This is a genomic window from Flavobacteriales bacterium, assembly GCA_016779995.1.
Classification (GTDB): domain Bacteria; phylum Bacteroidota; class Bacteroidia; order Flavobacteriales; family UBA7312; genus UBA8444.
In genome coordinates this window covers 97,095-120,682 of sequence record JADHMO010000004.1, presented here as the reverse complement: position 1 = coordinate 120,682, position 23,588 = coordinate 97,095, and the positions used below count along the sequence as shown (strand labels likewise).

The following is a 23,588-nucleotide window of genomic DNA, read 5'->3' as shown; positions in this document are numbered from 1 at the left end:
ATATATTGTTTTGTTAATTTATTATCTGTTATAAATATCTTCTTTTACCGAGTTTCTTAGTCGTCTTGCCCAAACCAATCCAATTAAAAGGAAGAGTATAATAATACCCCCTCCTCCTCCAAAAACAAACAAAGCATTGCCATTGTTTTCCATTTGTTCAGCACTCACCTCATCTGCGTGTTTTAAAAAAGCGGTTAGTTGAACGATTTCTATACTATCTAAAGGATTGTTTTGGTAGGCTGTGGACATAACAGGAAAAGGCGAAGACGAGATAATACTACTCACACCAGCATCACCCATGCGACTAAAAGCTTTTGTAAGGTCTTTGGCTAGTAAACCACCACTAATAAGTTCATCATTAGTAACATTATGACAACTTATACACGAAGCACCACCATTTGCAAATTGTTCTTTTCCAGAAAACAACAACTTACCTTTATCAATATCTTCTTGTGTGTATTCTATAACAACCTCTTCAATAGGCTCAGCTGTTTCACTGTTACCAGCTTCTGAAGAGCTTTGACTTTCGATATGTGCTAGTATTGCTTTGATATCTGCATCACTCAAATGAGTTTGGTCGTTCATAACCATTTGATTAAACTCTTCAAAGATTGCTACTGCTTCAGCATCACCTGATTTAATCATTGATTGTGACGAACGAATAAATTCAATTAACCATTTTTCACTTCTTTTTTCATTGATACCAATCAAATCAGGACCAATTAGTTTTTGTCCAAACTTATGGCAGGCGGTACAATTTTGATTGTAAAGAGCTTCTCCATCTTGAGCCTCTGCGATAAGAAATGACGCTAAAACTAATCCTATAACAAACCAAAACGAATTGTATTTTTTCATTGAGTAGTAGTTTAAAAATTACTATTAATTTTTCTTACTACAAGATTCGGAATAGCCTTGGACTCAAAAAATGATGTGGCTCATGTTTTAACGATATACAAACCAACATTAGAGAAAAATCATTAACAAAAAATTATTTATATAAATTCTTGATTTAATCACCTTATTACCCCTCTTTTTTACATAAACTTGATTATAATGGCTATTTTAAAAAGAGATTTTTGAGCACATTACAACATTTAAAATATGGCCAAACTACTATTGGTGGTAATTAATATAGAAAGAATATGGCGTTCAGAAGGTAAATACGTCCAAAAAGAACTTTAAACAGATGATGTATTGAATACTACAGCAGTTTAATTAGAATTTTGAGATTATAAAATTTAACTCCCTTGAAATAATTTTAGCTAGACTAGAGGGGTCTAAGTGATGATTAGTAGAATCTTTATGTAAAAATTTGGAGTGAATAATGCTAGTTTTTTCATTTAAAAGAGATTGATCCAAATCTATAAAAGCTAAGCGGTTTTTCTCTGCTAATTGCCTCAGCATTTTATTAAAGTCTAAGGTTAGCTGAGTTCTTTCTTTAATGTTGGCCTTTACCTCTTTTCTAAGATTGGCCACTTCTCCAAAATTACTCCCCTCTTGTATGGTGGGGAGTACAGCACTGCAGATAATGGTTTTTTTATCATTGATAGCACTTGACTTTTGAATTAGACTAGAATAATTATCTATCGCTAATTGAGTTTGTTTTTGAATACTTAACCCATGTTTCTCAGCTCGATACCAAATCGCAAAACCACAATCCACCTCACCCAACTGAAAAACGACATAATCGTCTTTTTTAACTTCTTCTTTTAAGTAATTTTCAAAAATACCAAGAGCTTGAGTTTTGCTATTAGGGTTTGCCAAACCTGTGGCTGTGGCACCGTGAACAACTTTTATTTTTGGAGTAAGCCTCCAGAAATACCATGGAGAAAACTCCATATTCCAAAACACCTCTGTATGACTATCACCAATAAAATGAATTTTCCTTAAAACGAATAAGGCTCTTATTTTTCTCTTGATAAAATATAAGAAGCGAAAAAGAAACGTCATGGATATCAACTTGAATTTACTTGTTGCAAGATAAAAAAACCAAACAAAAAAGGCGACTACTTTCGTAATCGCCTTGTCTTTTGCTCCCCCTCTTGGGCTCGAACCAAGGACCCTCTGATTAACAGTCAGATGCTCTAACCAACTGAGCTAAGGAGGAAAAAATCAGTTTGCAATATTAGTACAATGCTAATAATTATGCAATATATTTGCCAAAATAAAAAAAATAGATAAAATGAGCTTATTAGTTGTAGGTACGGTTGCTTTTGACGCTATCGAGACTCCATTCGGAAAAACAGATAAAATAGTTGGCGGTGCAGCAACCTATATTGGCTTGTCTGCCTCTAAATTTTATGATAAAATAAATTTAGTTTCTGTTGTAGGAGAGGATTTCCCTAAAGACGCAATTGATATGATGCATAATCACAACGTAAATACTGAGGGCTTACAAATCAAAGAAAACGAAAAAACATTCTTTTGGTCTGGTCGTTACCACAACGATATGAACTCTAGAGATACCTTAGATACTCAGCTCAATGTTTTAGAAAGTTTTAATCCTGTAGTTCCTAATTCTTATCAAAATTGCGACTGCTTAATGTTAGGAAACTTAATGCCAAGCATACAGCAAAAAGTTTTAGACCAACTGCAAGAGCGTCCTAAGCTAATCGTTCTTGACACCATGAACTTTTGGATGGACAACTTTATGGATGATTTAATGATTGCTCTAAAAAATATTGACGTACTAACCATTAATGACGAAGAAGCACGTCAGCTTTCAGGAGAATATTCACTGGTTAAAGCGGCTAAAAAAATTCTATCCTTTGGCCCTAAGTTTTTAATTATTAAAAAAGGAGAACACGGAGCCTTACTATTCAATGAAAAGGAAGTGTTCTTTGCTCCAGCCTTGCCTTTAGAGGAAGTGTTTGACCCAACAGGAGCAGGCGACACCTTTGCAGGTGGATTTGTGGGGCATTTGTGTGCTACTAAAGATTATTCTTTTGAGAATATGAAAAGAGCAGTAATAATTGGTTCTGCTATGGCGTCATTTTGTGTTGAGAAGTTCGGTACAGAGCGAATGAATGGCTTAGATATGCAGGAAGTTAATGACAGAATAAGCCAGTTTGTAGATTTAGTACAGTTTGATATTCAGCTGGTTTAAGCTATTCGTAAGATAATAGAACAGCATTTTTTTCAACACTATCCCCTTCAGCCGTTTGAATGTGTTTTAACACGCCTTTCCTTGTTGATTTGATAATATTCTCCATCTTCATGGCTTCTAAAACAATTAAACCGTCGCCTTCAGCAACAGCATCTCCCTCCTTAACAAGAATTTCAAGAACCCTTCCCGGCATAGGCGCTTTGACATCATTGTCTTTATTGGAGTTTCCAGCGTCCATACCCAAATCGTGAAGCAATTCATCAAAACGATCTTTCAGTTGTACGGAGTAAGTGTTGTTATTGATGGCAATTTCAAAGGTTTTGCTTTTTCTGTCATGTGTTAAAACATCGGCTACAAAAGATTTGTTATTGTAAACAATGTGAAAGCGACCTTCTTTAACTTCGACGATATCCCAGTTAACCACCTCATCTAACACAAAATCAAAACGTGTATTTACAATCCCTTTCATTTGACAAATTTAGCAAAGAATTCTTCTTATTTTTATGCACACTAAAAAATATACCAATATGGAAGCTATTCTAGCTTTGGCTCTAGCCCTATTATTAGGCACTAGCTCTACACAAAATCAGGTCAATTCAGACAATATCTCTAAAGAAAAAGAAATATATAACCCCTCAGCAACACGTCTTAGCGATGTCATTCACACCAATTTGGCCGTAAGTTTTAATTGGGAAAAACAACACTTATTGGGACAAGCAGAACTCACAATAAGCCCCTATTTTTACTCTACCAACGAACTAATTTTAGACGCTAAAGGTTTTGATATCCACTCTATAAATATGAACGGAAAAGAGCTTTCTTTTGAGTACGATAGTTTGCAACTATTCATTCAGCTAGACAGAGAGTATCAAAGAAACGAGAAATACATCATAAACATTGATTATACCGCCAAGCCTAATGACCTAAAAATAGAAGGTAGCGACGCCATTACCGATGCAAAGGGTCTATACTTTATCAACCCACTAGGTGAGGAAGATAAACCCCAACAAATTTGGACACAAGGAGAGACAGAAGCTAGTTCATGTTGGTTTCCTACCATAGATAAGCCTAACGAACGCATGACTCAAAACATCGCTATAACCGTAAAAGACGAGTTTGTTACCTTGTCAAATGGCCTTTTGGTGAAGTCAGAAAAAAATGGAGACGGCACCAGAACAGATTTTTGGGAGCAGAAATTAGCCCACACTCCTTACCTTGCTATGTTAGGTGTTGGAGACTTTAACATCACTTCTGATAAATGGAAAGATATTGAGGTAGATTATTACCTAGAAGACGACTATCACTCTTTTGCAAGAGCAATCTTTGGAAGAACCCCACAAATGATAGCCCATTTTTCGGAAATACTTGGTGTAGAGTACCCTTGGGAAAAATACGCTCAAATTATAGTTAGAGACTTTGTTTCTGGCGCGATGGAAAACACAACGGCTGTTATCTATGGAGAGTTTGTTCAAATGACAGATAGAGAATTGCTAGATGACCACGAAGAAGACATCATTGCTCATGAATTATTTCACCATTGGTTTGGTGACTTGGTGACTTGTGAGTCGTGGGCTAACCTACCCCTTAACGAATCTTTTGCTACTTATGGGGAGTACATCTGGAGAGAAAAAGGTTTTGGTCGTATGGAAGCAGATATGCATTTAGATGCAGACTTAAACAATTACCTGAGAGAGTCTCAGCGCAAACAAGTAGATATGATTCGATTTAACTACTTAGATAAAGAAGATATGTTCGACAATCACTCATACGCTAAAGGAGGTCGAGTCTTACACATGTTGCGATATTACTTAGGTGATGAAGCCTTTTATAAAGGATTAAAAAAATACCTCAATGACAATGCGTTTAGCACGGTAGAAATACATCAATTACGGATTGCCATGGAAGAGGTATGTGGAGAAGATTTAAATTGGTTTTTTAATCAATGGTTTTTGGCGTCTGGTCACCCCCTTCTAGTTATAGACTATGAATACGACGCAGACAACAAACAACAAATAGTTAAGTTAGAGCAAATACAAGATAAAACAACCACACCTATTCACAGACTGTCATTTTATATAGACGTTTATGAAAACGGTGTGCCTAAACGTCATTTGGTGGAAATGAACTCTCACCAACAAGACTATTATTTTGATGTAGAAGAAAAACCTACCAATGTTATTGTAGATGCAGAACACGTTTTGTTAGCAGAAATTTTTGACGAAAAACCAGACGAATGGTGGTTAGAACAACTCAAAGCACCATTATACATGGACAGCAAGATAGCGTTAGACAACATCAGTGAAAAAAGCACCATAGCAGCTATACAAAACGCTTTAACACATGACTTTTGGGGAATACGTTTATTGGCGCTTCAAAAAGCAAATGCTTTAGAAAGTATTGAAGATATATCAGAATTAATAAAGCAACAAGCCACTCAAGAAAACAATCCAACCAAGGTTCGCTCTTCAGCCCTAACACTTTTAGCTCAACAAGAAGATAATTCTGAACTTACCCCTCTTTTTGAGTCAGCAATTCAAGAAAAATCATTACTTATGGCAGCATCAGGATTATACGGATTGTCACAGGTTGATTATCAACAGGCGTTATCTGTAGCACCAAGTTTAGAAAAAGAGCTGCCTTATGATGTTGCAAAGCTATATGTCGAACACGGAGGAGTGGATAAGAATACATTTTTTACAGACAAGCTAAACACAAATAACACTCTTGACTTATATTATATTTCGGCGTATTATGTTTTGTATTTAAAAAACCAAGAATTGAGTTTAGTTTTAGATGGTACTGAGGTGCTAGTAGAATCGCTTAAAGATTCTAAATCTTGGATGGCTGAGGTAAGTAAGTATCGTTTTGCTGACTTAGAAGAAACGATACAAAGCATGCTTAAAAACGAAAAAAATAAGGAGCTAAAGTTAAGAGCCAAAGAAACTCTCGTTCGTATAGAGCCCTTATTATAATAGGCTTGGGTTTTGAGCTTGGGTTTCGTAACCCTTGTCAATATCATGGTGTTGTTCGGCTTCGGCGGCGGCTACGGCTAGTTTATCGCAACGCTCGTTTTCAACATTATTGGCATGTCCCTTAACCCAAATAAACTTGACATTATGTTGTCGATAAACAATCAAAAAGCGTTTCCATAAATCAACGTTTTTCTTTTTATCAAAATACTTTTTTTCCCAATTAAACACCCATTTTTTTTCGACGGCATCAACAACGTATTTAGAGTCAGAATAAACTAATACATCCATTGGCCTAGCCTTAAGCATCTCTAATGCAACGATTACACTCAGTAATTCCATTCTATTGTTTGTTGTTTTGCGATAACCCTTAGCTACTTCTTTGCGGTGCCCCTCATCTGACAATAAAACAATCCCATATCCGCCAGGACCAGGGTTTCCCTTTGCTGAACCATCCGTATATATTCTAATACTCATAATGATTTACTAATAACTTGTTCAATTACCTTTGGAAAAAAACGGTGCTCCAATTGCTGTATTTTTTGGGCTAACACCTCAACACTATCCCCTTTTTCAACACTTACTTTGGCTTGAAATATGATTGCGCCTTCATCATATTCCTCGTTAACAAAATGGATGCTTATTCCACTTTCAGACTCTTGAGCTTCAATTACAGCCCTATGAACATGCTTCCCATACATACCTTTACCACCATATTTAGGCAATAAAGAAGGGTGTAAGTTTACTATTTTATTAGGATAAGCATGTATTATATCATTAGGGACTTTCATTAAAAATCCTGCTAGAACAATAAAATCAATGGACTGAGACCTCAAATAATCTAAAACCGTACCATTCTTTTTAAACGATTCATTGTTAAAAACAACTGTTTTAACACCTTTGTTTTGCACTTTTTCGATTGCTAAAGCGTCCGTTTTGTTGCTAATAACAAGGACAACGTCAGCGACACTGTTTTTTTCGAAATACTCGATAATATTAACAGCGTTTGTGCCTGTTCCAGAAACTAATATTGCAATTTTATATTTACTCATTCTTGTTACCCAAAAATAGAACAACTATTTTAAAGAAATAGACAATTATTTTAATAATACTAAGTCAGATGACTTGTTTTATATTCAAAAAGTGTATTTATTTGCATCTTAATATAAAAACAACAATTCATGTCTGATACTGCAACAAAAGTAAAAGCAATTATAGTAGATAAATTAGGTGTTGACGAAGCTGAAGTAACTTCAGAAGCAAGTTTCACTAATGATTTAGGTGCTGATTCATTAGATACTGTTGAACTTATAATGGAGTTTGAAAAAGAATTCGACATTCAAATTCCAGACGATCAAGCAGAAGCAATTGCTACTGTTGGCGATGCCATATCGTTTATAGAAAAAGCTTAATTAACTACAATCAGTTATGTCCAGGCGAGTCGTAGTTACCGGTTTAGGTGCGCTCACACCTGTAGGCAATAATATTTCCGATTTTTGGAGAAATTTGCTAGATGGTGTAAGTGGAGCAGGACCCATTACTCGTTTTGATTCTACACAATTTAAAACTCAGTTTGCGTGTGAAGTCAAAGACTTTGCGCCAACAGACTTTTTAGATAGAAAAGAAGCGCGTAAATTAGATATGTATGCCATATACGCTATGGTTGCAGTATCTGAGGCTATGGCTGATTCAAAGCTTGACTTAGAACAAATAGATTTAGACCGAGCAGGGGTCATTTGGGGTTCAGGAATTGGAGGATTAGATACATTTTTAAAAGAGTGCGGTGATTTTGCTACCGGCTCAGGTGTTCCTCGATTCAATCCTTTCTTTATTCCAAAAATGATTGCCGATATAGCGGCTGGACACATTTCCATCAAATACGGTTTTAGAGGACCTAATTTCGCAACAGTTTCAGCTTGTGCATCATCAACTCACGCCTTAATTGACGCATTTAACTATATAAAATGGGGAAAAGCTGATATATTTATTTCTGGTGGTTCAGAGGCTTCAATTAATGAAGCTGGAGTAGGAGGGTTTAATGCCATGCACGCTCTATCGACTAGAAACGATTCTCCACAAACAGCATCTCGTCCTTTCGATAAAGACAGAGAAGGCTTCGTTCTTGGAGAAGGTGCAGGAGCTCTTATTCTAGAAGAATATGAACATGCTGTTGCTCGTGGTGCTAATATCTATGCAGAAATCGTAGGAGGTGCTATGACCGCAGACGCCCACCACATAACAGCACCACACCCCGATGGTATAGGAGCGACGAATGTTATGCGATTAGCTATTGAAGACGCTAATATGGCACCTGAAGATGTAGATTACGTTAATGTTCACGGAACATCAACTCCCCTAGGCGATATAGCAGAAATAAAAGCGATACAAAATGTTTTTGGAGACCATGCTAAAAATCTAAATATCAGTTCTACTAAATCAATGACTGGTCATCTTTTGGGAGCTGCAGGAGCGGTTGAAACAATAGCAGCGATTCTATCCGTTAAAAATAATGTTGTGCCACCAACGATAAATCACTTTACAGATGACCCTGAAATTGATTCATCCTTGAATTACACCTTCAATAAGGCTCAAAAAAGAGAAGTAAGAACAGCCATTTCCAACACCTTTGGATTTGGTGGTCATAATGCCTGTGTAATGGTTAAAAAAGTTTAATGGATTTGTTTCGTTTTTTCAAACAAACATTTATTTCCAAAACCCCACAAGAAAAGCAGTTATTCAAGATTTTAGGTTTTTATCCCAAAGACATTAACCTTTACCAAGAAGCCCTTACCCACAAATCTGTAAGAGGTCGTATAGTACATAACGAAAGATTAGAGTTTTTGGGAGATGCTATTTTTGGTTCAGTCGTTGCCGATTTTGTTTTTCGAGAATTTCCTGATGAAAACGAGGGGTTTCTTACCCAAACACGCTCCAAAATAGTTAGCCGAAAGACACTGAACACCATAGCACTTCAAATTAATCTTAACACCGTATTAAAACACCAAGTAAACTCTAATCGCTCCATATTTGGTAACGCTTTAGAAGCTTTGATAGGGGCAGTTTACCTAGATAAAGGTTATCAATTCACTTCCAACTATATTGAAGACAAACTCATACGACCACACTTAGACATTCATCAGCTAGTGAAAGAAGTTTCTAGTCATAAAGGCAAACTTTTAGAGTGGGGTCAGGCCCAAAAAAAACAAGTTATATTCAAATTAGTTTCTTCCCATGGAAAAGACCACGAAAAATCCTATGAAGTTATGGTTATGATAGGTCAAAAGAAATATGCTGACGCTGTGGGAACCTCTATCAAAAGAGCAGAAGAATTAGCTGCACAACGAGCCCTCAAAGAATTACTTCAAACATAAAATTAATGTCAAACAGAAAGACTATTTTAGCGAATGTAAATGGCAAAACAGTTATTACGCATAGAATTAGACACTAGCTTCTCCCTTTTCGGTATAAGCTGTCATTTGAAAGACTTTCGGTTTGCTTGGACAATTAACAAATCCTTAAGCGTCGATTTTAAAAAATCCAAACCTTATATTAAAGGCGATGATTTGGAGTTTTCACAATATGAGCACCAGTTAGATTTAGATACTATTTATTTATTTGCTAACAAAAGCCAAGATGGATTTCTTATAACAAAAAAGAAGCAGGTAGACTATTGGATATTATTTCACAATACTGTGGATGAAAAAACGGTCAGCCATTATATAAGTTCAATCCGTAAAACACAGTCCGTTCTTACTGTGTTTGAGGAAGATAATAAACAGATTAAAGAACATTTTGTATTTTAATTATGAATAAAAATAACACCAAAATAGTAGCGACAATGGGTCCCGCTTGTACAAATAAAAATGTTTTAACAAGCATGATTAAAGCAGGGGTAAATGTGTGTCGTTTAAATTTTTCGCACGCCGACCACAAAACACATTTAGAGATTATTAAATTAATTAAAGAGATTAACCAAGAACTTCATGTTCATACAGCTATATTAGCTGATTTACAAGGGCCAAAAATTAGAGTTGGTGAAATTGAAGAAGGTTCTGAATTGGTCAACGGCTCTGAATTTATCTTAACATCAAAGAAGTGTGTTGGAAACTCTAAAATAGCTTATATCAACTATGATAACTTTCCTCAAGATGTTAAAGAAGGGGAAATGGTTTTAATTAACGACGGAAAACTACAAATACAAGTTGTAAAAACAAATAAAAAAGACACAGTAACTACCAAAGTAATTCATGGTGGGGCATTAAGCTCAAACAAAGGAGTAAACCTACCTAATACAGCAATTTCTCAACCATGTTTAACAGAAAAGGACTTAAAAGACCTAGAGTTTATACTCACACAACCAATAGAATGGATAGGCTTGTCTTTTGTGCGTTCAGCACAGGATATTTTAGAGCTTAAGAACCACATTTCTAAAGCTGACCACGATGCTAGAGTCGTGGCAAAAATAGAGAAGCCTGAAGCATTAGACAATCTTGACAGTATTATTGATGTAACAGACGCTGTTATGATTGCTAGGGGAGATTTGGGAGTAGAAATACCAATGCAGAAAGTACCTGTTATACAAAAGAAAATTGCTAGGGCTTGCCTAGAAAAAGCAAAACCCGTAATTGTGGCTACTCAGATGTTAGAGAGTATGACAGAAAACGTAACACCCACAAGAGCAGAGGTTAACGATGTTGCCAACTCAGTAATGGATGGCGCGGACGCTGTTATGCTTAGCGGAGAAACATCCGTAGGAGCGTTCCCAGTACAAGCGGTTGAAACAATGAGTAAGATTATTACTAACGTAGAGCAAGAATTTTCTACCATACGCTCTTACGAGTTGAAAGAGAAACACGGCGAACGCTTTATATCAGACGCCATCTGTTACCACTCTTGCACACTAGCAGAGCAAGTGAGCGCAAAGGCTATAATAACTATGACACACTCGGGCTATAACGCTATCGAAATTTCAAGCCATAGACCTCCTTGTAAAATTTACGCCTTCACCAATAACCATGCTATTTTAAACACTTTAAGTTTGGTTTGGGGGGTAACAGGCTTTTATTATGACAACGAAACAGGCACTGATGAAACAGTTGCTGATACTAAGCGAATATTAAGAGAAGAAGGGTATTTAAAATCCAAAGACTTAGTGCTTAATGTTGCTAGTATGCCAATTAAGGAAAAAGGAATGACTAACATGATGAGGTTAAGCTACCTCAAATAAACTATTTTAAACATGTCTATAAATGTAAAACTGCTTGCTGAAATATGTGAGGCTGCTGGTGCACCAGGTTACGAGCAAAGAATTAGAGAAATTGTAATTAGAGAAGTTAGCCCCTTGGTTGATGAGGTACGCACTGATAATATGGGTAATGTAACCGCTGTTAAAAAAGGTAAGCATGATAAAAAAGTAATGATTGGTGCTCATATGGATGAGATTGGTTTTATCGTAACTCATATTGACGACAATGGCTTTTTGCGTTTCCACACTTTAGGTGGTTTTGACCCCAAAACACTAACAGCTCAACGTGTTATTGTCCATGGCAAAAAAGACCTAGTTGGAGTGATGGGGAGTAAGCCCATACATGTAATGACTCCAGAAGAACGTAATAAATCTCCCAAGACAACAGACTTCTTTATTGATATGGGAATGCCTAAATCAGAGGTAGAAAAATTCATAGAAGTTGGCAACCCCATTACAAGAGAAAGAAAGCTTATAGAAATGGGTAATTGTGTCAATTGTAAGTCCATTGACAATAGAGTTTCGGTTTTTATCTTAATAGAAATGTTAAGAGAATTAAAAGACGCTCCATACGATGTTTATGGTGTGTTTACTGTTCAAGAAGAAGTAGGTATTCGTGGTGCTAATGTGGCAACACAAGAAGTGCAACCTGATTTTGGTTTTGGTCTTGACACCACTATTGCTTATGATGTACCCGGTGCTGCTCCACACGAAAAAATAACGGAACTTGGAAAAGGTGCAGCTATAAAAGTAATGGACTCCTCAACAATATGTGATTATCGTATGGTAAGCTATATGAAAGAAGTTGCTAAAAGACACAAGATACCTCATCAATTAGAGATTTTAACAGGAGGAGGAACAGATACAGCAGGGATTCAGCGTTTTACTGCGGGGGGCTCAATTGCTGGTGCAGTATCAATCCCTACTAGACATATCCATCAAGTGATTGAAATGGCTGATAAAACAGATATTCGCAATGCCATAGACCTATTGCACTATTCTGTAAAAGATTTGGATAAATACGATTGGAGTTTTAAATAAAAAAAGCCCTCATTAAGAGGGCTTTTTTTATTCATTATAACTTGGCTTTACTTTTTTATATAAAGTTCAACTCTTCTATTTTTAGCTTTTCCTTCTTCTGTTTTATTATCCGCAATTGGTTTTTGTTCGCCAAATCCATTGGTTGATAAACGACTATTAGCGATACCTTTTTTAACAAGGTATTGTTTTACAATTTTAGCACGTTCTTTTGAAAGCTCAGTGTTTAATTTATCATTACCTTCAGAGTCAGTGTGACCTTCAATAGTTAACTTATAATTAGGATCACTCTTGAATAGCTTTACAATAGTATTTAACACATTTTTAGAAGCATTACTAATATCGGCATTTGCACTTTCAAAATATACTGTATATAAAGAGACTTTAGGCTCGCTATCCGTTATAACTTCCTTTTTCTTCTCTTCTTCAGGACAGCCTTTGTTTGCCTTTGTGCCTTTTACTTTTGGACACAAATCCAATTTGTCAATGATTCCGTCATTATCTGAGTCTGGACAGCCCTTGAGTGCTTTACTTCCTTTTTCATTAGGACAATCGTCGTCTAAATCAGCGACACCATCAAAGTCACTATCAGGGCAGCCACTTAGTGATTTAGAGCCTTTAATATTAGGACACTTATCGTTTTTATCAGGTACACCATCAGAGTCACTATCAGGGCAACCACTCAATGCAATTACACCACTTTCTTGTGGGCAATTATCTTCAGAATCTTTAACACCATCACCATCAGAGTCAGGACAACCGTTAAATTTTTCAACCCCAAAATCTAACGGACAATCATCATATTTATCACTTATACCATCTTTATCACTATCTTTCATTTGACCGATATTAAAGGAAATCCCTACAGCATGTTGTAGATACATTTCATTGTCTTCGTTGCTTGTTTTTGCGCCATCATAGTCTATAAATAAAAACGTTTCGTCAAACGTTAGGCTTACGATAGGCCCCAATTTGATTGACAATCCAAATCCTAAATCAGGATATTGAACCTTTTCAGAGATTTTATCTGAATTATTATCGTCATAGGCTAGGTAGCCAAAGCCAGCAAACACAAAAGGTCTCCATATAGTTTCGTCATAATCGAAGAAATGATATTTTGCATTAAGGTTTAACAGACTCAATTTTTTCAGTAAAAACTTATCGCTTTTTTGATGACTGTCAAAAGTATAACCCTCGCCCCTTACAGCACTAAATGATAAATCTAATCGATTGCTCAACTTTCTAGAAAGTGTTAGGCCATTTAAAAAATATTTGTCTTGTGAGAAAGGCTCAAAGCCATTGCCAAGTTCTCCGGCGTATTGTTCAGCCCCCAATTTAAATCCTAGCCCCCATTTTCTGTCCAGTGATTGAGCTACTATATCTAAGCTAAACAATAATACAGCTCCAAATAGTAAAAGTTTTTTCATGTTCTTCGTTTTAAGTTATTAATCCAATACAATTAAACCCCTGTGGGTTTAACAGTTAAAATCATAAATAAAACGAGAAAAAATTAAGAGTAAAAATAGAGTTGGCTAAGATATGAAAAACTTAAACAACCCAAACGCTAATTATAGATAATGATAAATTAAAACTTCAACTCTATTGACATTTCGAATTCGTCGTAGATTGCTTTATCAGCTAACTCTTCGAAAAAATTTCCAGACTTGTAGATTATTCCAAACTCTGTTCTATCAAGAACAAGTTTTGCTTTAGCTATTTTTTCTTTTATTTCAGCATCAAACATTATTTCTTGTGTGATTCCTTTAATGGTAATGTTTGCAGCTACTTGATATTGTCCCAAGCTCTTTTTCTTGACATTTAAAATTGTTAAACTGGCAGTAGGGAATTTATCAACACTAAAGAAATCATCTGACCTAAGATGACCTTCAAGACTAGCTTTACCTTTACCACTTAAATCAGTACAAACAATAGTTGTCATATCAATAACAAATTCTCCACCTACTAAGTCGTTATTATCAAGAGTTAAAAATCCAGACTTAAGGTTAATAGTTCCTTCATGAGAACCCGTAACCTTACTGCCCACCCAAGTCAAAGCACTATCTTTAATTTTAACATCTTCTTTTTCAATAGTAAAACTTTGAAGTGTCAAAAAACATCCTATTGTAAGGATTAATAAAACAGCTTGTTTAAAATGTTTGGCAGTAGAAAAATTAGAAATCATAGTAATAAATATTAAATGTTAAAGATTAAATAGGTTAAATACAAAGATACAACATAATACTAATTACGAACAAAATAAAAAAATATTGTAAAACCCAAGTTTTAGAATGGAAATAATTTCCGTTTACTACTATACTATACGTACAATTTTTTAGTTAATATACTTTGATATATTGTTCAATTAGATAAAATTTGCATTTGTAAACTTGTTAAAAACACACAACCTATTTAAATAGATATGATGCTACACTCCCAATCAATAAATTTTTCATATGACGGAACGCATCAATTTTATTTTCCAGATATTCAACTTTTAGAGGGAGAGGAGTTGTTAATTTTGGGTGAATCGGGTGTTGGTAAAACCACCTTGATTCAAATTTTAGCAGGTTTATTAAAGCCGTCTTCAGGACGATTAGAATTTAATGGAGTCCAATTTCACAATTTACCATCAAAAGAGTTAGATCAGTTTAGGGGTAAGCATATCGGTATGGTTTTTCAAAGCCCTCACTTTGTGAAAAACATTAGTATTTTAGACAATCTTCTTCTTTCCCTTTATTTGTCTAAAAACAAAGAAGACAAAAAAAGAGCTATTGAGCTTTTAGAACAAGTAGGCTTAGGACATAAAATCAATAGTAAACCAAATGATTTAAGTCAAGGGGAGCAACAAAGAGCAGCTATTGCTTTGGCGGTAGTTAAAAACCCAAGCGTGATTTTAGCAGACGAGCCTACATCAAGCTTAGATGACGTTAATTGTAAAAAAATAACAAGCTTACTTAAAGAACAAGCAGCCTCAACAAACGCTCAGTTAATCATCATCACGCACGACCAAAGATTAAAAAGCCAATTTGATAAATCCATTACGCTATGAACATCAGTAGATTAAGTTGGCAAAACCTAATTAGCAGCCCATTAAACACCACCCTTAGCTTGTTGTTAATGATGTTTGGCGTTGGTATTATTTCTCTTTTATTTTTGTTAAACAATCAAATTGAGCAACAACTACAAGCCAATCTTAGAGGTGTTGATATGGTTGTTGGCTCAAAGGGTAGCCCTTTACAACTCATACTCTCTTCAATTTATCACATTGATAACCCAACTGGCAATATTCCATACAAGGAGGCTATTAAAATTGACAACAACTCATTAGTTGATTTAACGGTTCCTCTTTCGTATGGCGATTCCTACAATGGATTTCGAATTGTTGGAACAACACACCAATATCCTGAATTGTATGAAATGAGTTTGAATGAGGGCCGTTTATGGAGTCGAAGTTTAGAGGTTGTCCTTGGTAGTACGGTAGCTAAAATTCACCAATTAAAAATAGGGGACACTTTTTATGGCACACACGGACTGATTGAAGGAGGTCATGTTCATAATGAATATGCCTATGAGGTTGTAGGAATTTTTAATCCCTCATACACTATTCTTGATCAGCTTATATTGACTAATACTCAAAGCGTTTGGCAAGTTCATAATCACGAAGTTATAGAACAAGGTCATGAGCACCAAGAGTGTGACCACGAGCATCACAATTGCGAACATGACCATCATAACGATGAGCACCAAGAGTGTGACCACGAGCATCATGACGATAAGCATAGTCATGAGCATCACAATTGTGACCATGAGCATCATGTAGAAGAATCAACAGTAGTAGGATTAGAACTTACTAATGTTCCAGAAGACGCAATGATAACCTCCTTGCTAGTTAAATTTAAAAGCCCTATTGGACTAATACAGTTGCCTCGAAAAATTAATGAGACGACTAATTTACAAGCAGCAGTACCTGCCCTTGAAATAAGTCGATTAACTAATTTGCTTGGTTTTGGTGTTCAAACGATTAACATCATAGCTTTTATTATAATAATAGTTTCAGGTCTAAGTATATTTATTAGCTTATACAATTCATTGAAAAAAAGGCGTTACGAACTTGCTTTGATGCGTGTACATGGAGCTTCAAAATGGCAATTGGTTCAATTGGTACTTCAAGAAGGAATAATTTTATCTGTAATAGGAACCGTTCTAGGATTATTAATTAGCCGCATAACGTTACTCATAATAACTTTATTCGCTGAACATAAGTACACCTTTAGCTCCTTTCAGTTTAATTTGCTTAATGAAGAACTTTGGCTACTTCCTATTGCTTTACTTATAGGTGTAGTTGCTTCTCTAATACCCACGGTTTTATCATACAATATTAATATTCCCAAAATCCTTTCCAATGAATAGGCTAATAATTATTCTTTTTATTCTTCTTGCCAAAATCAGTTTTGCACAAAAAGAAATTGACTGGAGCGTCTTAGCTGATGTAGAGTTTACAGATTTGTATATAGAAGAAGTTGATGAATATTTTTTATATCCTCATTTTGGTCCAAGCGTTAGAGAGTTGGCAGGCCAAGAAGTGATGATAAGAGGTTTTGTTCTAGCGATAGACCCCACTCAAAACTACTATATCCTATCTAAAGGGCCATTTTCTTCTTGTTTTTTCTGTGGAGTCGGTGGACCTGAAACCATTGTTGAGTTAGAGATGAAATCCTCAAAGGAGGTTTTTATAATGGACGAAGTAGCCACTATAAAAGGAACCCTTAAACTTAATGCTGACGATATTTATCAGTGCAATTATATTTTACAAGACGCCGTGGTTTATCTAAGGGAGTAAATCAACCTCTCATCGTTTTATTATTTTTTAACTTTACGGCATGAGGATATACGTTTTCATTTTTTTAGCCCTAACGGTTCTCTCTTGTGCCCCATCAAGGTTTGTTGAGCCTCTTTCAAAAAACCAACAAGCAGTATCTTTTAATATTGGAGGCTCGTTGATAGATTATGGAGGGGCAACTATACCAGTTCCTTTAACCTCCTTAACGTATGCTTATGGTCTTTCTAACAAGCTAACAGCCTTTGGTTCCCTACACACAACATCTTTGGTTTTCAACAACCTTCAAACGGAAGTAGGTGTCTTATCACAAATAAGAGGTCAGGTAAATTATATCCCTGGAATTTCATCCGTCCTAGCATTAAATTATATTACTGAATTATCATTAGGAAATTCAAAACTGTGGCCTCAAATAGACGGAAATGCATATTGGAATTTAAATAATAATAAACACAGGCTTCATTTAGGATATTCTATTTGGATTGATACTGATATGATAGATGAAAATAAAATAGGAATAGTTAACCCCCACCTTGGATATACTTATAAAATTAAGCTTTGGGAAATAGGAACAGAATTAAAGTTTTTAGCTCCATCATACGACAACACTAAGGTATTTTTACCCTACCAAAGTCTTACAGGAGATAAAGGAGCTACTGGCTTATACTTTAACATTAGTAAACGGTTTTAAAATGAAAAAAGCATTAATACTAGCTCTATTTCTTTCTTTGTTTGGGTGCATAAAACTAAACGATATAGCCTTTTACAACGAACCCTTATCTGAATACAAGCTTGATAATTATAACTTTGAGCTAGATTTTAGATTAGACAGCACCTATTCTGTTCAAAACATACATGAAGTTTCTTTTTCATCGGGAGATTACACAATAGCAGCTATTTACATAGGAGACATAAGTGACATTCAGAATGATACTGTCATTTTATATAGTCATGGACAAACCCGCCACATAGACCACTATTGGCAGAGGGCTAAGCTGTTAGCCAATTGTGGAGGAAAAGAGCGTTTTGGCGTTTTAATCTATGACTACAGAGGCTATGGCAAATCAGAAGGTATACCAACAGAAGAAGGCATGTATGAAGATGTTAGGGCCGCTATGAATTGGCTTAAGAGTTGGGGGGTTCCAACACAGCAAATAATTAATTATGGCTTTAGTTTAGGTTCTGCACCAGCAACAGATTTAATGGCTTTTGGTAAGGACGGAGATTACCCTAATAAATTGATACTTGAATCTCCTTTTGCTTCTACCGACTTGTTGGCGCAAGAGTCTACGCTAATAGGGGTTTCAGCAAGCTACATCACAGAACTTGAGTTTGATAATTCCGAAAAGATTAAACAAGTTAGTCAACCTTTTATGTGGTTACACGGAACAGACGATGATTATGTGGCTATTACAAATGGCGAGGCCATCGTAGCGAATTATTCAGGAAGTGACTCTACCTATATTCGTGTTGAAGGGGCCAATCACGGACTAGACGGAGTTCCGCAAACCATGGGTTATGAAGCCTACCTTAACGTTATAGAAGACTTTATCACCCAATAAAAACGGTTGTTTGTGTCAAGTAGATTTAGAACTGTTTTTTAAAACCCACAAAGGGTTTAAGTTAGGCACAACAGAATGGGTAGAAAGTTAATTTATCCTAAAACTTTACAAAAGTAAAAAAAGCGATAAAGATAAGCCCGTCGCTCCAATTGCTAGGCACTTATCTCCACCGCTTTCTGTCGACAAATATAAGCAAAAAAAGAATACCAACAAGAAAATTGAGAAATGTAACAGACCAACAACAAGTCGTTACACGAGTAAAACTCGAAATTATATTTTTAAAGGCGTTCACCATTTCCCTATCAAAAAAGGTTAGCCAATATAAACTAACCTTTATCGAACTTATTTTATATGAAAAAAAAGTAAATTTCCTGAACAGGAACTAATCTTGTAAAATACAATTAAAGAACCGCCAAGCAAATTTATTTTACATTCCCCTTATGCTTATTTAATATTCTGTAAATCAGACGCTTACAATAAAATAAGTGGAGAAGATGGGATTCGAACCCACGACCTCTTGACTGCCAGTCAAGCGCTCTAGCCAACTGAGCTACATCCCCAATACTAAGTTTACAAATGTAGGGATTTTCAGCTCTTTTAAGACTAATTTTTATAGATTGCTATTCTGCTTATCATTAAGTATTTTCGCAACATTAAATTTTGACTAATGACTAGTAAAAAAATAGAATCTAGCAAAGCTCCTGAGCCAGTAGGGCTATATCCACACGCTAGACAACACGGTAATTTGTTGTTTTTGTCAGGTGTAGGACCAAGAGAAAGAGGAACAAAAAAAATACCCGGAGTAGAGCTTGACGAAACAGGTAACATTACATCTTATGATATAGAGGTGCAATGCCGTTCGGTCTTCAATAATGTACGTACTATTGTGGAGGAATCGGGTTCTTCGTGGGACAATATTATTGATGTTACAGTTTTTTTAACTAATATGAAGGACGATTTTAAAATTTACAATAAAGTTTATGCTGAGTTCTTTGCTGACAATCAGCCTTGCAGAACAACGCTAGAAATAAACTGTTTGCCCACCCCAATTGCCATTGAATTGAAAGTAATAGCGACTATCGACTAATGAAAAAATATCCAGAATATAAACAGCTTGATTTATCGGCAATAAATAAAGAAGTACTTGCTCAGTGGCAGTCCAAATCAATCTTTGAGAAAAGCCTATCTACAAGAGAGGGAAAGCCGTCATACACCTTTTATGAAGGGCCTCCTTCGGCTAATGGAATGCCGGGTATTCATCACGTTATGGGACGAGCGATTAAAGATATTTTCTGCCGTTTTAAAACTCTACAAGGATATAAAGTCAATCGTAAAGCTGGTTGGGATACTCACGGTTTGCCGGTAGAACTTGGCGTTGAAAAAGAGCTAGGTATAACTAAAGAAGATATCGGAACGACAATTTCTATTGAAGAATACAATAAAAAGTGCCGTGAAAATGTCATGAAATTCAAAAACGTTTGGGAAGATTTAACGGATAAGATGGGCTATTGGGTAGATATGAACGACCCATATGTTACTTATGACAACAAATACATTGAAAGTGTTTGGTGGTTGTTGAGTCAGATGGACAAAAAAGGTATGCTATATAAAGGGCATACCATTCAGCCCTTTTCCCCAAAAGCAGGAACAGGGCTAAGCTCTCATGAGCTTAATCAGCCTGGTTGTTATAAAGACGTTAAAGACCTTTCTGCTATAGCCCAATTTAAAGTTTTAAAAGAGGATAAGTCAAACTTCCTGTTTCATAATGCTACAGATGAGGTTTTCTTTTTAGCATGGACCACAACTCCTTGGACTTTGCCATCTAATACAGCTTTAGCAGTAGGAAAAAAAATAGATTACGTAGTCGTTAACACCTTTAATCCCTATACCTTTAAGGCAGTTACAGTTGTTTTAGCAAAAGCTCTTTTCTCCAAGTATTTTCCAGAAAAAAACAAAGACCTTAAAATTTCAGAATATAACGAGGGAGACAAGTCTATTCCTTTTGAAATAATCCAAGAAATTAAGGGCTCTGAATTAGAGGGTCTTAGTTATGAGCAATTATTGCCTTATGCTCAGCCAGAGGACGGAGAGGCCTTTAAGGTATTGATAGGCGACTTTGTAACCACTGAAGATGGAACAGGAATTGTTCACTTAGCACCTAGCTTTGGTGCAGATGATAATTTGGTAGCTAAGCAAAATGGCATAGGCTCATTAACGCTAGTTGATACTCAAGGGCGATTTGTAGATGCTGTAACAGACTTTGCAGGAATGTATGTAAAAAACGAATTTTACAGCCAAGGTCAAGCGCCAGATAAATCGGCTGATATTCAAATTGTCATCAAGTTAAAAGAAGAAAACAGATGCTTTAAGGCTGAAAAATACGAACACTCTTACCCACATTGTTGGCGTACAGATAAGCCCATATTATACTACCCCTTAGAAAGTTGGTTTGTAAAGACTACTGCTGCTAAGGAACGTATGGTAGAGCTTAATAAAAGTATCAATTGGAAACCCAAATCTACAGGAGAAGGTCGTTTTGGCAATTGGCTTGAAAACTTGGTGGATTGGAATTTATCTCGTTCTCGATTTTGGGGAATTCCCTTACCTATTTGGATGACTGAAGATGGGGAAGAACAAATCTGTATTGGCTCAATGGAGCAGCTAAAATCTGAAATAGAAAAATCAGTTCAATCGGGTCTAATGCCGACAAATCCTTTAGCTGATTTTGTAGTGGGCGATATGTCTGCCGAAAACTATGCCACTTTTGATTTGCACAGACCTTTTGTAGATGATATTATTTTAGTTTCTACTAGTGGCAAAGCGATGCGTAGAGAGTCTGACCTTATCGATGTTTGGTTTGATTCAGGTTCTATGCCCTACGCCCAATTGCATTATCCTTTTGAGAATAAGGAAATGTTTGAACAATCCTATCCAGCTGATTTCATCGCAGAAGGGGTTGACCAAACTAGAGGCTGGTTTTTTACCCTACACGCCATAGCAAGTATTTTATTCGATAGTGTAGCGTTTAAAAACGTCGTTTCTAATGGCTTGGTTTTAGATAAAAACGGTAATAAAATGTCTAAACGCTTGGGTAATGCAGCTGATCCGTTCGAGACTTTAGAAGAATATGGGGCAGATGCTACGCGTTGGTATATGATAAGTAACGCTCAGCCTTGGGACAACCTTAAGTTTGATTTAGATGGTTTAGCTGAGGTTAAGCGTAAGTTTTTTGGCACACTTTATAATACCTATGCCTTTTTTGCTTTATACGCCAATATTGATGGCTTTAGCTATTCAGAAGAAGACATACCTTTAGAGGAAAGACCAGAAATTGACCGATGGATACTTTCAGAACTCAATACACTCATTCATGAGGTAGGAAACTCTTTAGATGACTTTGAGCCAACCAAGGCAGCCCGTGCAATTCAGTTGTTTGTTAACGATAATTTGAGCAATTGGTATGTTAGATTGTGTAGGAGACGTTTTTGGAAAGGAGACTATGGCACAGATAAAATATCAGCTTATCAGACACTATATACTTGTCTAGAAACGGTAGCTATATTAGCCTCTCCCATAGCACCATTTTTTATGGATAAACTGTTTGGCGACCTTAACCAAGCGACACAAAAAACCAAGCTAGAATCCGTTCACTTAGCTCAGTGGCCTAAGGTTAATGCCGAAGCTATTGATACGGCTTTGGAAGAACAGATGCGATTGGCTCAAGACTTAACTTCAATGGTGTTTTCTTTAAGAAAGAAGGAAAATTTAAGAGTAAGACAGCCTTTGCAAAAAATGATGGTACCTGTTCTTAATAATAAAGTTAAGAGTCAAATAGAGGCGGTTAAAGAATTGGTATTGTCAGAAGTGAATGTAAAAGAGCTTGAATTTATGACTTCTGATTCAGGCATTTTAGTTAAGAAAGTAAAACCCAACTTCAAAACTTTAGGCCCTAAATTCGGTCAACAGATGAAGGCTATTTCTCAAGCTATTTCTCAATTTAGTTCTGAGGATATTAGCACTATCGAACAAGAAAAAAATTATCCTTTAAACGTAGGAGGTTCGGAGATACAAATAGATCTAAATGATGTAATCATTACAACTGAAGATATTCCAGGTTGGGTGGTGACGTCCATGAACGGCAATACTATTGCCTTAGATATTAGCCTTAGCGATAATCTAATAAGTGAAGGTTTAGCAAGGGAAGTGATAAACCGAGTTCAAAACCTTAGAAAGGATTTAGGTTTTGAGGTCACAGACCGAATAGAAATTACCTTAAGTGCTGAACAAAAGTTAGCCAACGCAATTAACAATAATTTAAATTATATTTGTTCTGAAACTTTGGCTGATGAGATACGTATTACGCCTTATGATTCCCTAGAAAAAGAAGAAGAAATGGAGTTGACAGAAGGAGTATTTACAAGAATAGAATTATTAAAAAGATAAAGATATGTCAAGCGAAAAAACCAGATATAGCGATTCAGAATTAGAAGAATTTCGTCAAATCATACAAGATAAAATTGATAAAGCAGAAAACGATTTAGAGCTTATCAAAAGTGCTTATACAAACGATTCTAACAATGGTACTGACGATACCTCACCTACTTTCAAAGGCTTTGAAGAAGGTTCAGAAACCTTATCTAAAGAAGAGAATGCTCAATTAGCTTTAAGGCAAGAAAAGTTTATTCACAACCTATATAATGCTCTAAAACGCATTGATAACAAAACCTATGGAGTTTGTAGAGTTACAGGAAAACTAATCCAAAAAGAACGCCTAAAACTGGTTCCACATGCAACACTTAGTATTGAAGCTAAGCGCGCACAATAAGACTCC

23 protein-coding genes and 2 tRNA genes are annotated in these 23,588 nt (G+C 35.9%); 16 read left to right on the top strand and 9 right to left on the bottom strand.

Going from position 1 to position 23,588, the window contains the following annotated elements; all coding sequences use genetic code 11:
* Positions 1-21 precede the first annotated feature (21 nt).
* The 3 genes from ISP71_04380 to ISP71_04370 form a co-directional block, all read right to left on the bottom strand.
* Positions 22-855, bottom strand: a complete 834-nt coding sequence (locus ISP71_04380; GenBank protein MBL6663323.1) for a cytochrome c — start codon at positions 853-855, stop codon at positions 22-24.
* 360 nt (positions 856-1,215) lie between these two features.
* Complete coding sequence (locus tag ISP71_04375; GenBank protein MBL6663322.1) at positions 1,216-1,839, bottom strand: SGNH/GDSL hydrolase family protein; 624 nt, start codon at positions 1,837-1,839, stop codon at positions 1,216-1,218.
* 194 nt (positions 1,840-2,033) lie between these two features.
* Positions 2,034-2,107: transfer RNA gene (locus ISP71_04370), tRNA-Asn, on the bottom strand.
* Between the two features lie 75 nt (positions 2,108-2,182).
* On the opposite strand from ISP71_04370, the gene ISP71_04365 reads away from it, so the two are divergent.
* Entirely contained in the window at positions 2,183-3,106 is a 924-nt protein-coding gene (locus tag ISP71_04365; protein ID MBL6663321.1) for a sugar kinase, read from the top strand.
* Between the two features lies 1 nt (position 3,107).
* Here ISP71_04365 and ISP71_04360 read toward each other — a convergent pair whose 3' ends face one another.
* Positions 3,108-3,575: a biotin/lipoyl-binding protein gene (locus tag ISP71_04360; protein ID MBL6663320.1), complete on the bottom strand. Its 468-nt coding sequence runs from the start codon at positions 3,573-3,575 to the stop codon at positions 3,108-3,110.
* Between the two features lie 58 nt (positions 3,576-3,633).
* Between ISP71_04360 and ISP71_04355 the strand changes: the two genes are divergently transcribed.
* Positions 3,634-6,078: a M1 family metallopeptidase gene (locus ISP71_04355; protein ID MBL6663319.1), complete on the top strand. Its 2,445-nt coding sequence runs from the start codon at positions 3,634-3,636 to the stop codon at positions 6,076-6,078.
* Here the strand turns inward: ISP71_04355 and rnhA are convergent.
* Positions 6,073-6,552, bottom strand: coding sequence for a ribonuclease HI (gene rnhA / locus ISP71_04350; protein MBL6663318.1), 480 nt, complete (start codon positions 6,550-6,552; stop codon positions 6,073-6,075). The genes ISP71_04355 and rnhA overlap by 6 nt on opposite strands.
* Positions 6,549-7,127 carry a phosphoribosylglycinamide formyltransferase gene (purN, locus tag ISP71_04345; protein MBL6663317.1) on the bottom strand — a complete coding sequence of 193 codons (579 nt, stop codon included), beginning with the start codon at positions 7,125-7,127 and terminating at the stop codon, positions 6,549-6,551. The genes rnhA and purN overlap by 4 nt, the downstream gene beginning before the upstream one ends.
* 129 nt (positions 7,128-7,256) lie before the next feature.
* Between purN and ISP71_04340 the strand changes: the two genes are divergently transcribed.
* The 6 genes from ISP71_04340 to ISP71_04315 are packed head-to-tail and all read left to right on the top strand — an operon-like array spanning position 7,257 to position 12,361.
* Positions 7,257-7,487 carry an acyl carrier protein gene (locus tag ISP71_04340; GenBank protein ID MBL6663316.1) on the top strand — a complete coding sequence of 77 codons (231 nt, stop codon included), beginning with the start codon at positions 7,257-7,259 and terminating at the stop codon, positions 7,485-7,487.
* Positions 7,488-7,503: 16 nt separating this feature from the next.
* Positions 7,504-8,748: a beta-ketoacyl-ACP synthase II gene (gene fabF, locus ISP71_04335; protein MBL6663315.1), complete on the top strand. Its 1,245-nt coding sequence runs from the start codon at positions 7,504-7,506 to the stop codon at positions 8,746-8,748.
* Complete coding sequence (gene rnc, locus ISP71_04330; protein ID MBL6663314.1) at positions 8,748-9,446, top strand: ribonuclease III; 699 nt, start codon at positions 8,748-8,750, stop codon at positions 9,444-9,446. Before fabF ends, rnc begins: the two co-directional genes overlap by 1 nt.
* Before the next feature lie 39 nt (positions 9,447-9,485).
* Complete coding sequence (locus tag ISP71_04325; protein MBL6663313.1) at positions 9,486-9,878, top strand: IPExxxVDY family protein; 393 nt, start codon at positions 9,486-9,488, stop codon at positions 9,876-9,878.
* Positions 9,879-9,880: 2 nt separating this feature from the next.
* Positions 9,881-11,302 carry a pyruvate kinase gene (gene pyk, locus ISP71_04320; protein MBL6663312.1) on the top strand — a complete coding sequence of 474 codons (1,422 nt, stop codon included), beginning with the start codon at positions 9,881-9,883 and terminating at the stop codon, positions 11,300-11,302.
* A 12-nt stretch (positions 11,303-11,314) separates the two neighbouring features.
* Positions 11,315-12,361: a M42 family metallopeptidase gene (locus ISP71_04315; protein MBL6663311.1), complete on the top strand. Its 1,047-nt coding sequence runs from the start codon at positions 11,315-11,317 to the stop codon at positions 12,359-12,361.
* Between the two features lie 47 nt (positions 12,362-12,408).
* On the opposite strand, the gene ISP71_04310 is transcribed toward ISP71_04315, so the two are convergent.
* On the bottom strand, positions 12,409-13,785 hold the full coding sequence (locus ISP71_04310; protein MBL6663310.1) for an OmpA family protein: 1,377 nt from the start codon (positions 13,783-13,785) through the stop codon (positions 12,409-12,411).
* A gap of 158 nt (positions 13,786-13,943) precedes the next feature.
* The gene (locus ISP71_04305; GenBank protein ID MBL6663309.1) at positions 13,944-14,540 is read right to left on the bottom strand and encodes a YceI family protein; all 597 of its coding nucleotides are present in this window, start codon (positions 14,538-14,540) and stop codon (positions 13,944-13,946) included.
* A 240-nt stretch (positions 14,541-14,780) separates the two neighbouring features.
* Between ISP71_04305 and ISP71_04300 the strand changes: the two genes are divergently transcribed.
* The 5 genes from ISP71_04300 to ISP71_04280 are packed head-to-tail and all read left to right on the top strand — an operon-like array spanning position 14,781 to position 18,757.
* Positions 14,781-15,407, top strand: coding sequence for an ATP-binding cassette domain-containing protein (locus tag ISP71_04300; protein MBL6663308.1), 627 nt, complete (start codon positions 14,781-14,783; stop codon positions 15,405-15,407).
* A complete protein-coding gene (locus ISP71_04295) occupies positions 15,404-16,768 on the top strand; it encodes an ABC transporter permease (protein ID MBL6663307.1) in 1,365 nt (454 codons plus the stop codon). Before ISP71_04300 ends, ISP71_04295 begins: the two co-directional genes overlap by 4 nt.
* The gene (locus ISP71_04290; GenBank protein ID MBL6663306.1) at positions 16,761-17,198 is read left to right on the top strand and encodes a DUF3299 domain-containing protein; all 438 of its coding nucleotides are present in this window, start codon (positions 16,761-16,763) and stop codon (positions 17,196-17,198) included. The genes ISP71_04295 and ISP71_04290 overlap by 8 nt, the downstream gene beginning before the upstream one ends.
* A 40-nt stretch (positions 17,199-17,238) precedes the next feature.
* On the top strand, positions 17,239-17,886 hold the full coding sequence (locus ISP71_04285) for a hypothetical protein (protein ID MBL6663305.1): 648 nt from the start codon (positions 17,239-17,241) through the stop codon (positions 17,884-17,886).
* 1 nt (position 17,887) lies between these two features.
* Positions 17,888-18,757 carry an alpha/beta hydrolase gene (locus ISP71_04280; protein ID MBL6663304.1) on the top strand — a complete coding sequence of 290 codons (870 nt, stop codon included), beginning with the start codon at positions 17,888-17,890 and terminating at the stop codon, positions 18,755-18,757.
* Positions 18,758-19,243: 486 nt separating this feature from the next.
* On the opposite strand, the gene ISP71_04275 is transcribed toward ISP71_04280, so the two are convergent.
* A tRNA-Ala gene (locus ISP71_04275) sits at positions 19,244-19,317 on the bottom strand.
* A 107-nt stretch (positions 19,318-19,424) separates the two neighbouring features.
* On the opposite strand from ISP71_04275, the gene ISP71_04270 reads away from it, so the two are divergent.
* From ISP71_04270 to ISP71_04260, 3 genes are read left to right on the top strand one after another with little or no spacing between them, the layout of a single operon-like run.
* Positions 19,425-19,844 carry a RidA family protein gene (locus tag ISP71_04270; GenBank protein MBL6663303.1) on the top strand — a complete coding sequence of 140 codons (420 nt, stop codon included), beginning with the start codon at positions 19,425-19,427 and terminating at the stop codon, positions 19,842-19,844.
* Positions 19,844-23,200 (top strand): isoleucine--tRNA ligase, encoded by a 3,357-nt coding sequence (locus tag ISP71_04265; GenBank protein MBL6663302.1) that lies wholly within the window; start codon positions 19,844-19,846, stop codon positions 23,198-23,200. The genes ISP71_04270 and ISP71_04265 overlap by 1 nt, the downstream gene beginning before the upstream one ends.
* 4 nt (positions 23,201-23,204) lie before the next feature.
* Positions 23,205-23,582, top strand: a complete 378-nt coding sequence (locus ISP71_04260) for a TraR/DksA family transcriptional regulator (protein ID MBL6663301.1) — start codon at positions 23,205-23,207, stop codon at positions 23,580-23,582.
* Positions 23,583-23,588: the final 6 nt, after the last annotated feature.

Excerpts from the sequence above, each read along its gene's own strand:
- ISP71_04380 (MBL6663323.1), bottom strand. The coding sequence starts at position 855 with ATGAAAAAATACAATTCGTTTTGGTTTGTTATAGGATTAGTTTTAGCG.
- ISP71_04375 (MBL6663322.1), bottom strand. The coding sequence starts at position 1,839 with ATGGAGTTTTCTCCATGGTATTTCTGGAGGCTTACTCCAAAAATAAAA.
- ISP71_04365 (MBL6663321.1), top strand. The coding sequence starts at position 2,183 with ATGAGCTTATTAGTTGTAGGTACGGTTGCTTTTGACGCTATCGAGACT.
- ISP71_04360 (MBL6663320.1), bottom strand. The coding sequence starts at position 3,575 with ATGAAAGGGATTGTAAATACACGTTTTGATTTTGTGTTAGATGAGGTG.
- ISP71_04355 (MBL6663319.1), top strand. The coding sequence starts at position 3,634 with ATGGAAGCTATTCTAGCTTTGGCTCTAGCCCTATTATTAGGCACTAGC.
- rnhA (MBL6663318.1), bottom strand. The coding sequence starts at position 6,552 with ATGAGTATTAGAATATATACGGATGGTTCAGCAAAGGGAAACCCTGGT.
- purN (MBL6663317.1), bottom strand. The coding sequence starts at position 7,127 with ATGAGTAAATATAAAATTGCAATATTAGTTTCTGGAACAGGCACAAAC.
- ISP71_04340 (MBL6663316.1), top strand. The coding sequence starts at position 7,257 with ATGTCTGATACTGCAACAAAAGTAAAAGCAATTATAGTAGATAAATTA.
- fabF (MBL6663315.1), top strand. The coding sequence starts at position 7,504 with ATGTCCAGGCGAGTCGTAGTTACCGGTTTAGGTGCGCTCACACCTGTA.
- rnc (MBL6663314.1), top strand. The coding sequence starts at position 8,748 with ATGGATTTGTTTCGTTTTTTCAAACAAACATTTATTTCCAAAACCCCA.
- ISP71_04325 (MBL6663313.1), top strand. The coding sequence starts at position 9,486 with ATGGCAAAACAGTTATTACGCATAGAATTAGACACTAGCTTCTCCCTT.
- pyk (MBL6663312.1), top strand. The coding sequence starts at position 9,881 with ATGAATAAAAATAACACCAAAATAGTAGCGACAATGGGTCCCGCTTGT.
- ISP71_04315 (MBL6663311.1), top strand. The coding sequence starts at position 11,315 with ATGTCTATAAATGTAAAACTGCTTGCTGAAATATGTGAGGCTGCTGGT.
- ISP71_04310 (MBL6663310.1), bottom strand. The coding sequence starts at position 13,785 with ATGAAAAAACTTTTACTATTTGGAGCTGTATTATTGTTTAGCTTAGAT.
- ISP71_04305 (MBL6663309.1), bottom strand. The coding sequence starts at position 14,540 with ATGATTTCTAATTTTTCTACTGCCAAACATTTTAAACAAGCTGTTTTA.
- ISP71_04300 (MBL6663308.1), top strand. The coding sequence starts at position 14,781 with ATGCTACACTCCCAATCAATAAATTTTTCATATGACGGAACGCATCAA.
- ISP71_04295 (MBL6663307.1), top strand. The coding sequence starts at position 15,404 with ATGAACATCAGTAGATTAAGTTGGCAAAACCTAATTAGCAGCCCATTA.
- ISP71_04290 (MBL6663306.1), top strand. The coding sequence starts at position 16,761 with ATGAATAGGCTAATAATTATTCTTTTTATTCTTCTTGCCAAAATCAGT.
- ISP71_04285 (MBL6663305.1), top strand. The coding sequence starts at position 17,239 with ATGAGGATATACGTTTTCATTTTTTTAGCCCTAACGGTTCTCTCTTGT.
- ISP71_04280 (MBL6663304.1), top strand. The coding sequence starts at position 17,888 with ATGAAAAAAGCATTAATACTAGCTCTATTTCTTTCTTTGTTTGGGTGC.
- ISP71_04270 (MBL6663303.1), top strand. The coding sequence starts at position 19,425 with ATGACTAGTAAAAAAATAGAATCTAGCAAAGCTCCTGAGCCAGTAGGG.
- ISP71_04265 (MBL6663302.1), top strand. The coding sequence starts at position 19,844 with ATGAAAAAATATCCAGAATATAAACAGCTTGATTTATCGGCAATAAAT.
- ISP71_04260 (MBL6663301.1), top strand. The coding sequence starts at position 23,205 with ATGTCAAGCGAAAAAACCAGATATAGCGATTCAGAATTAGAAGAATTT.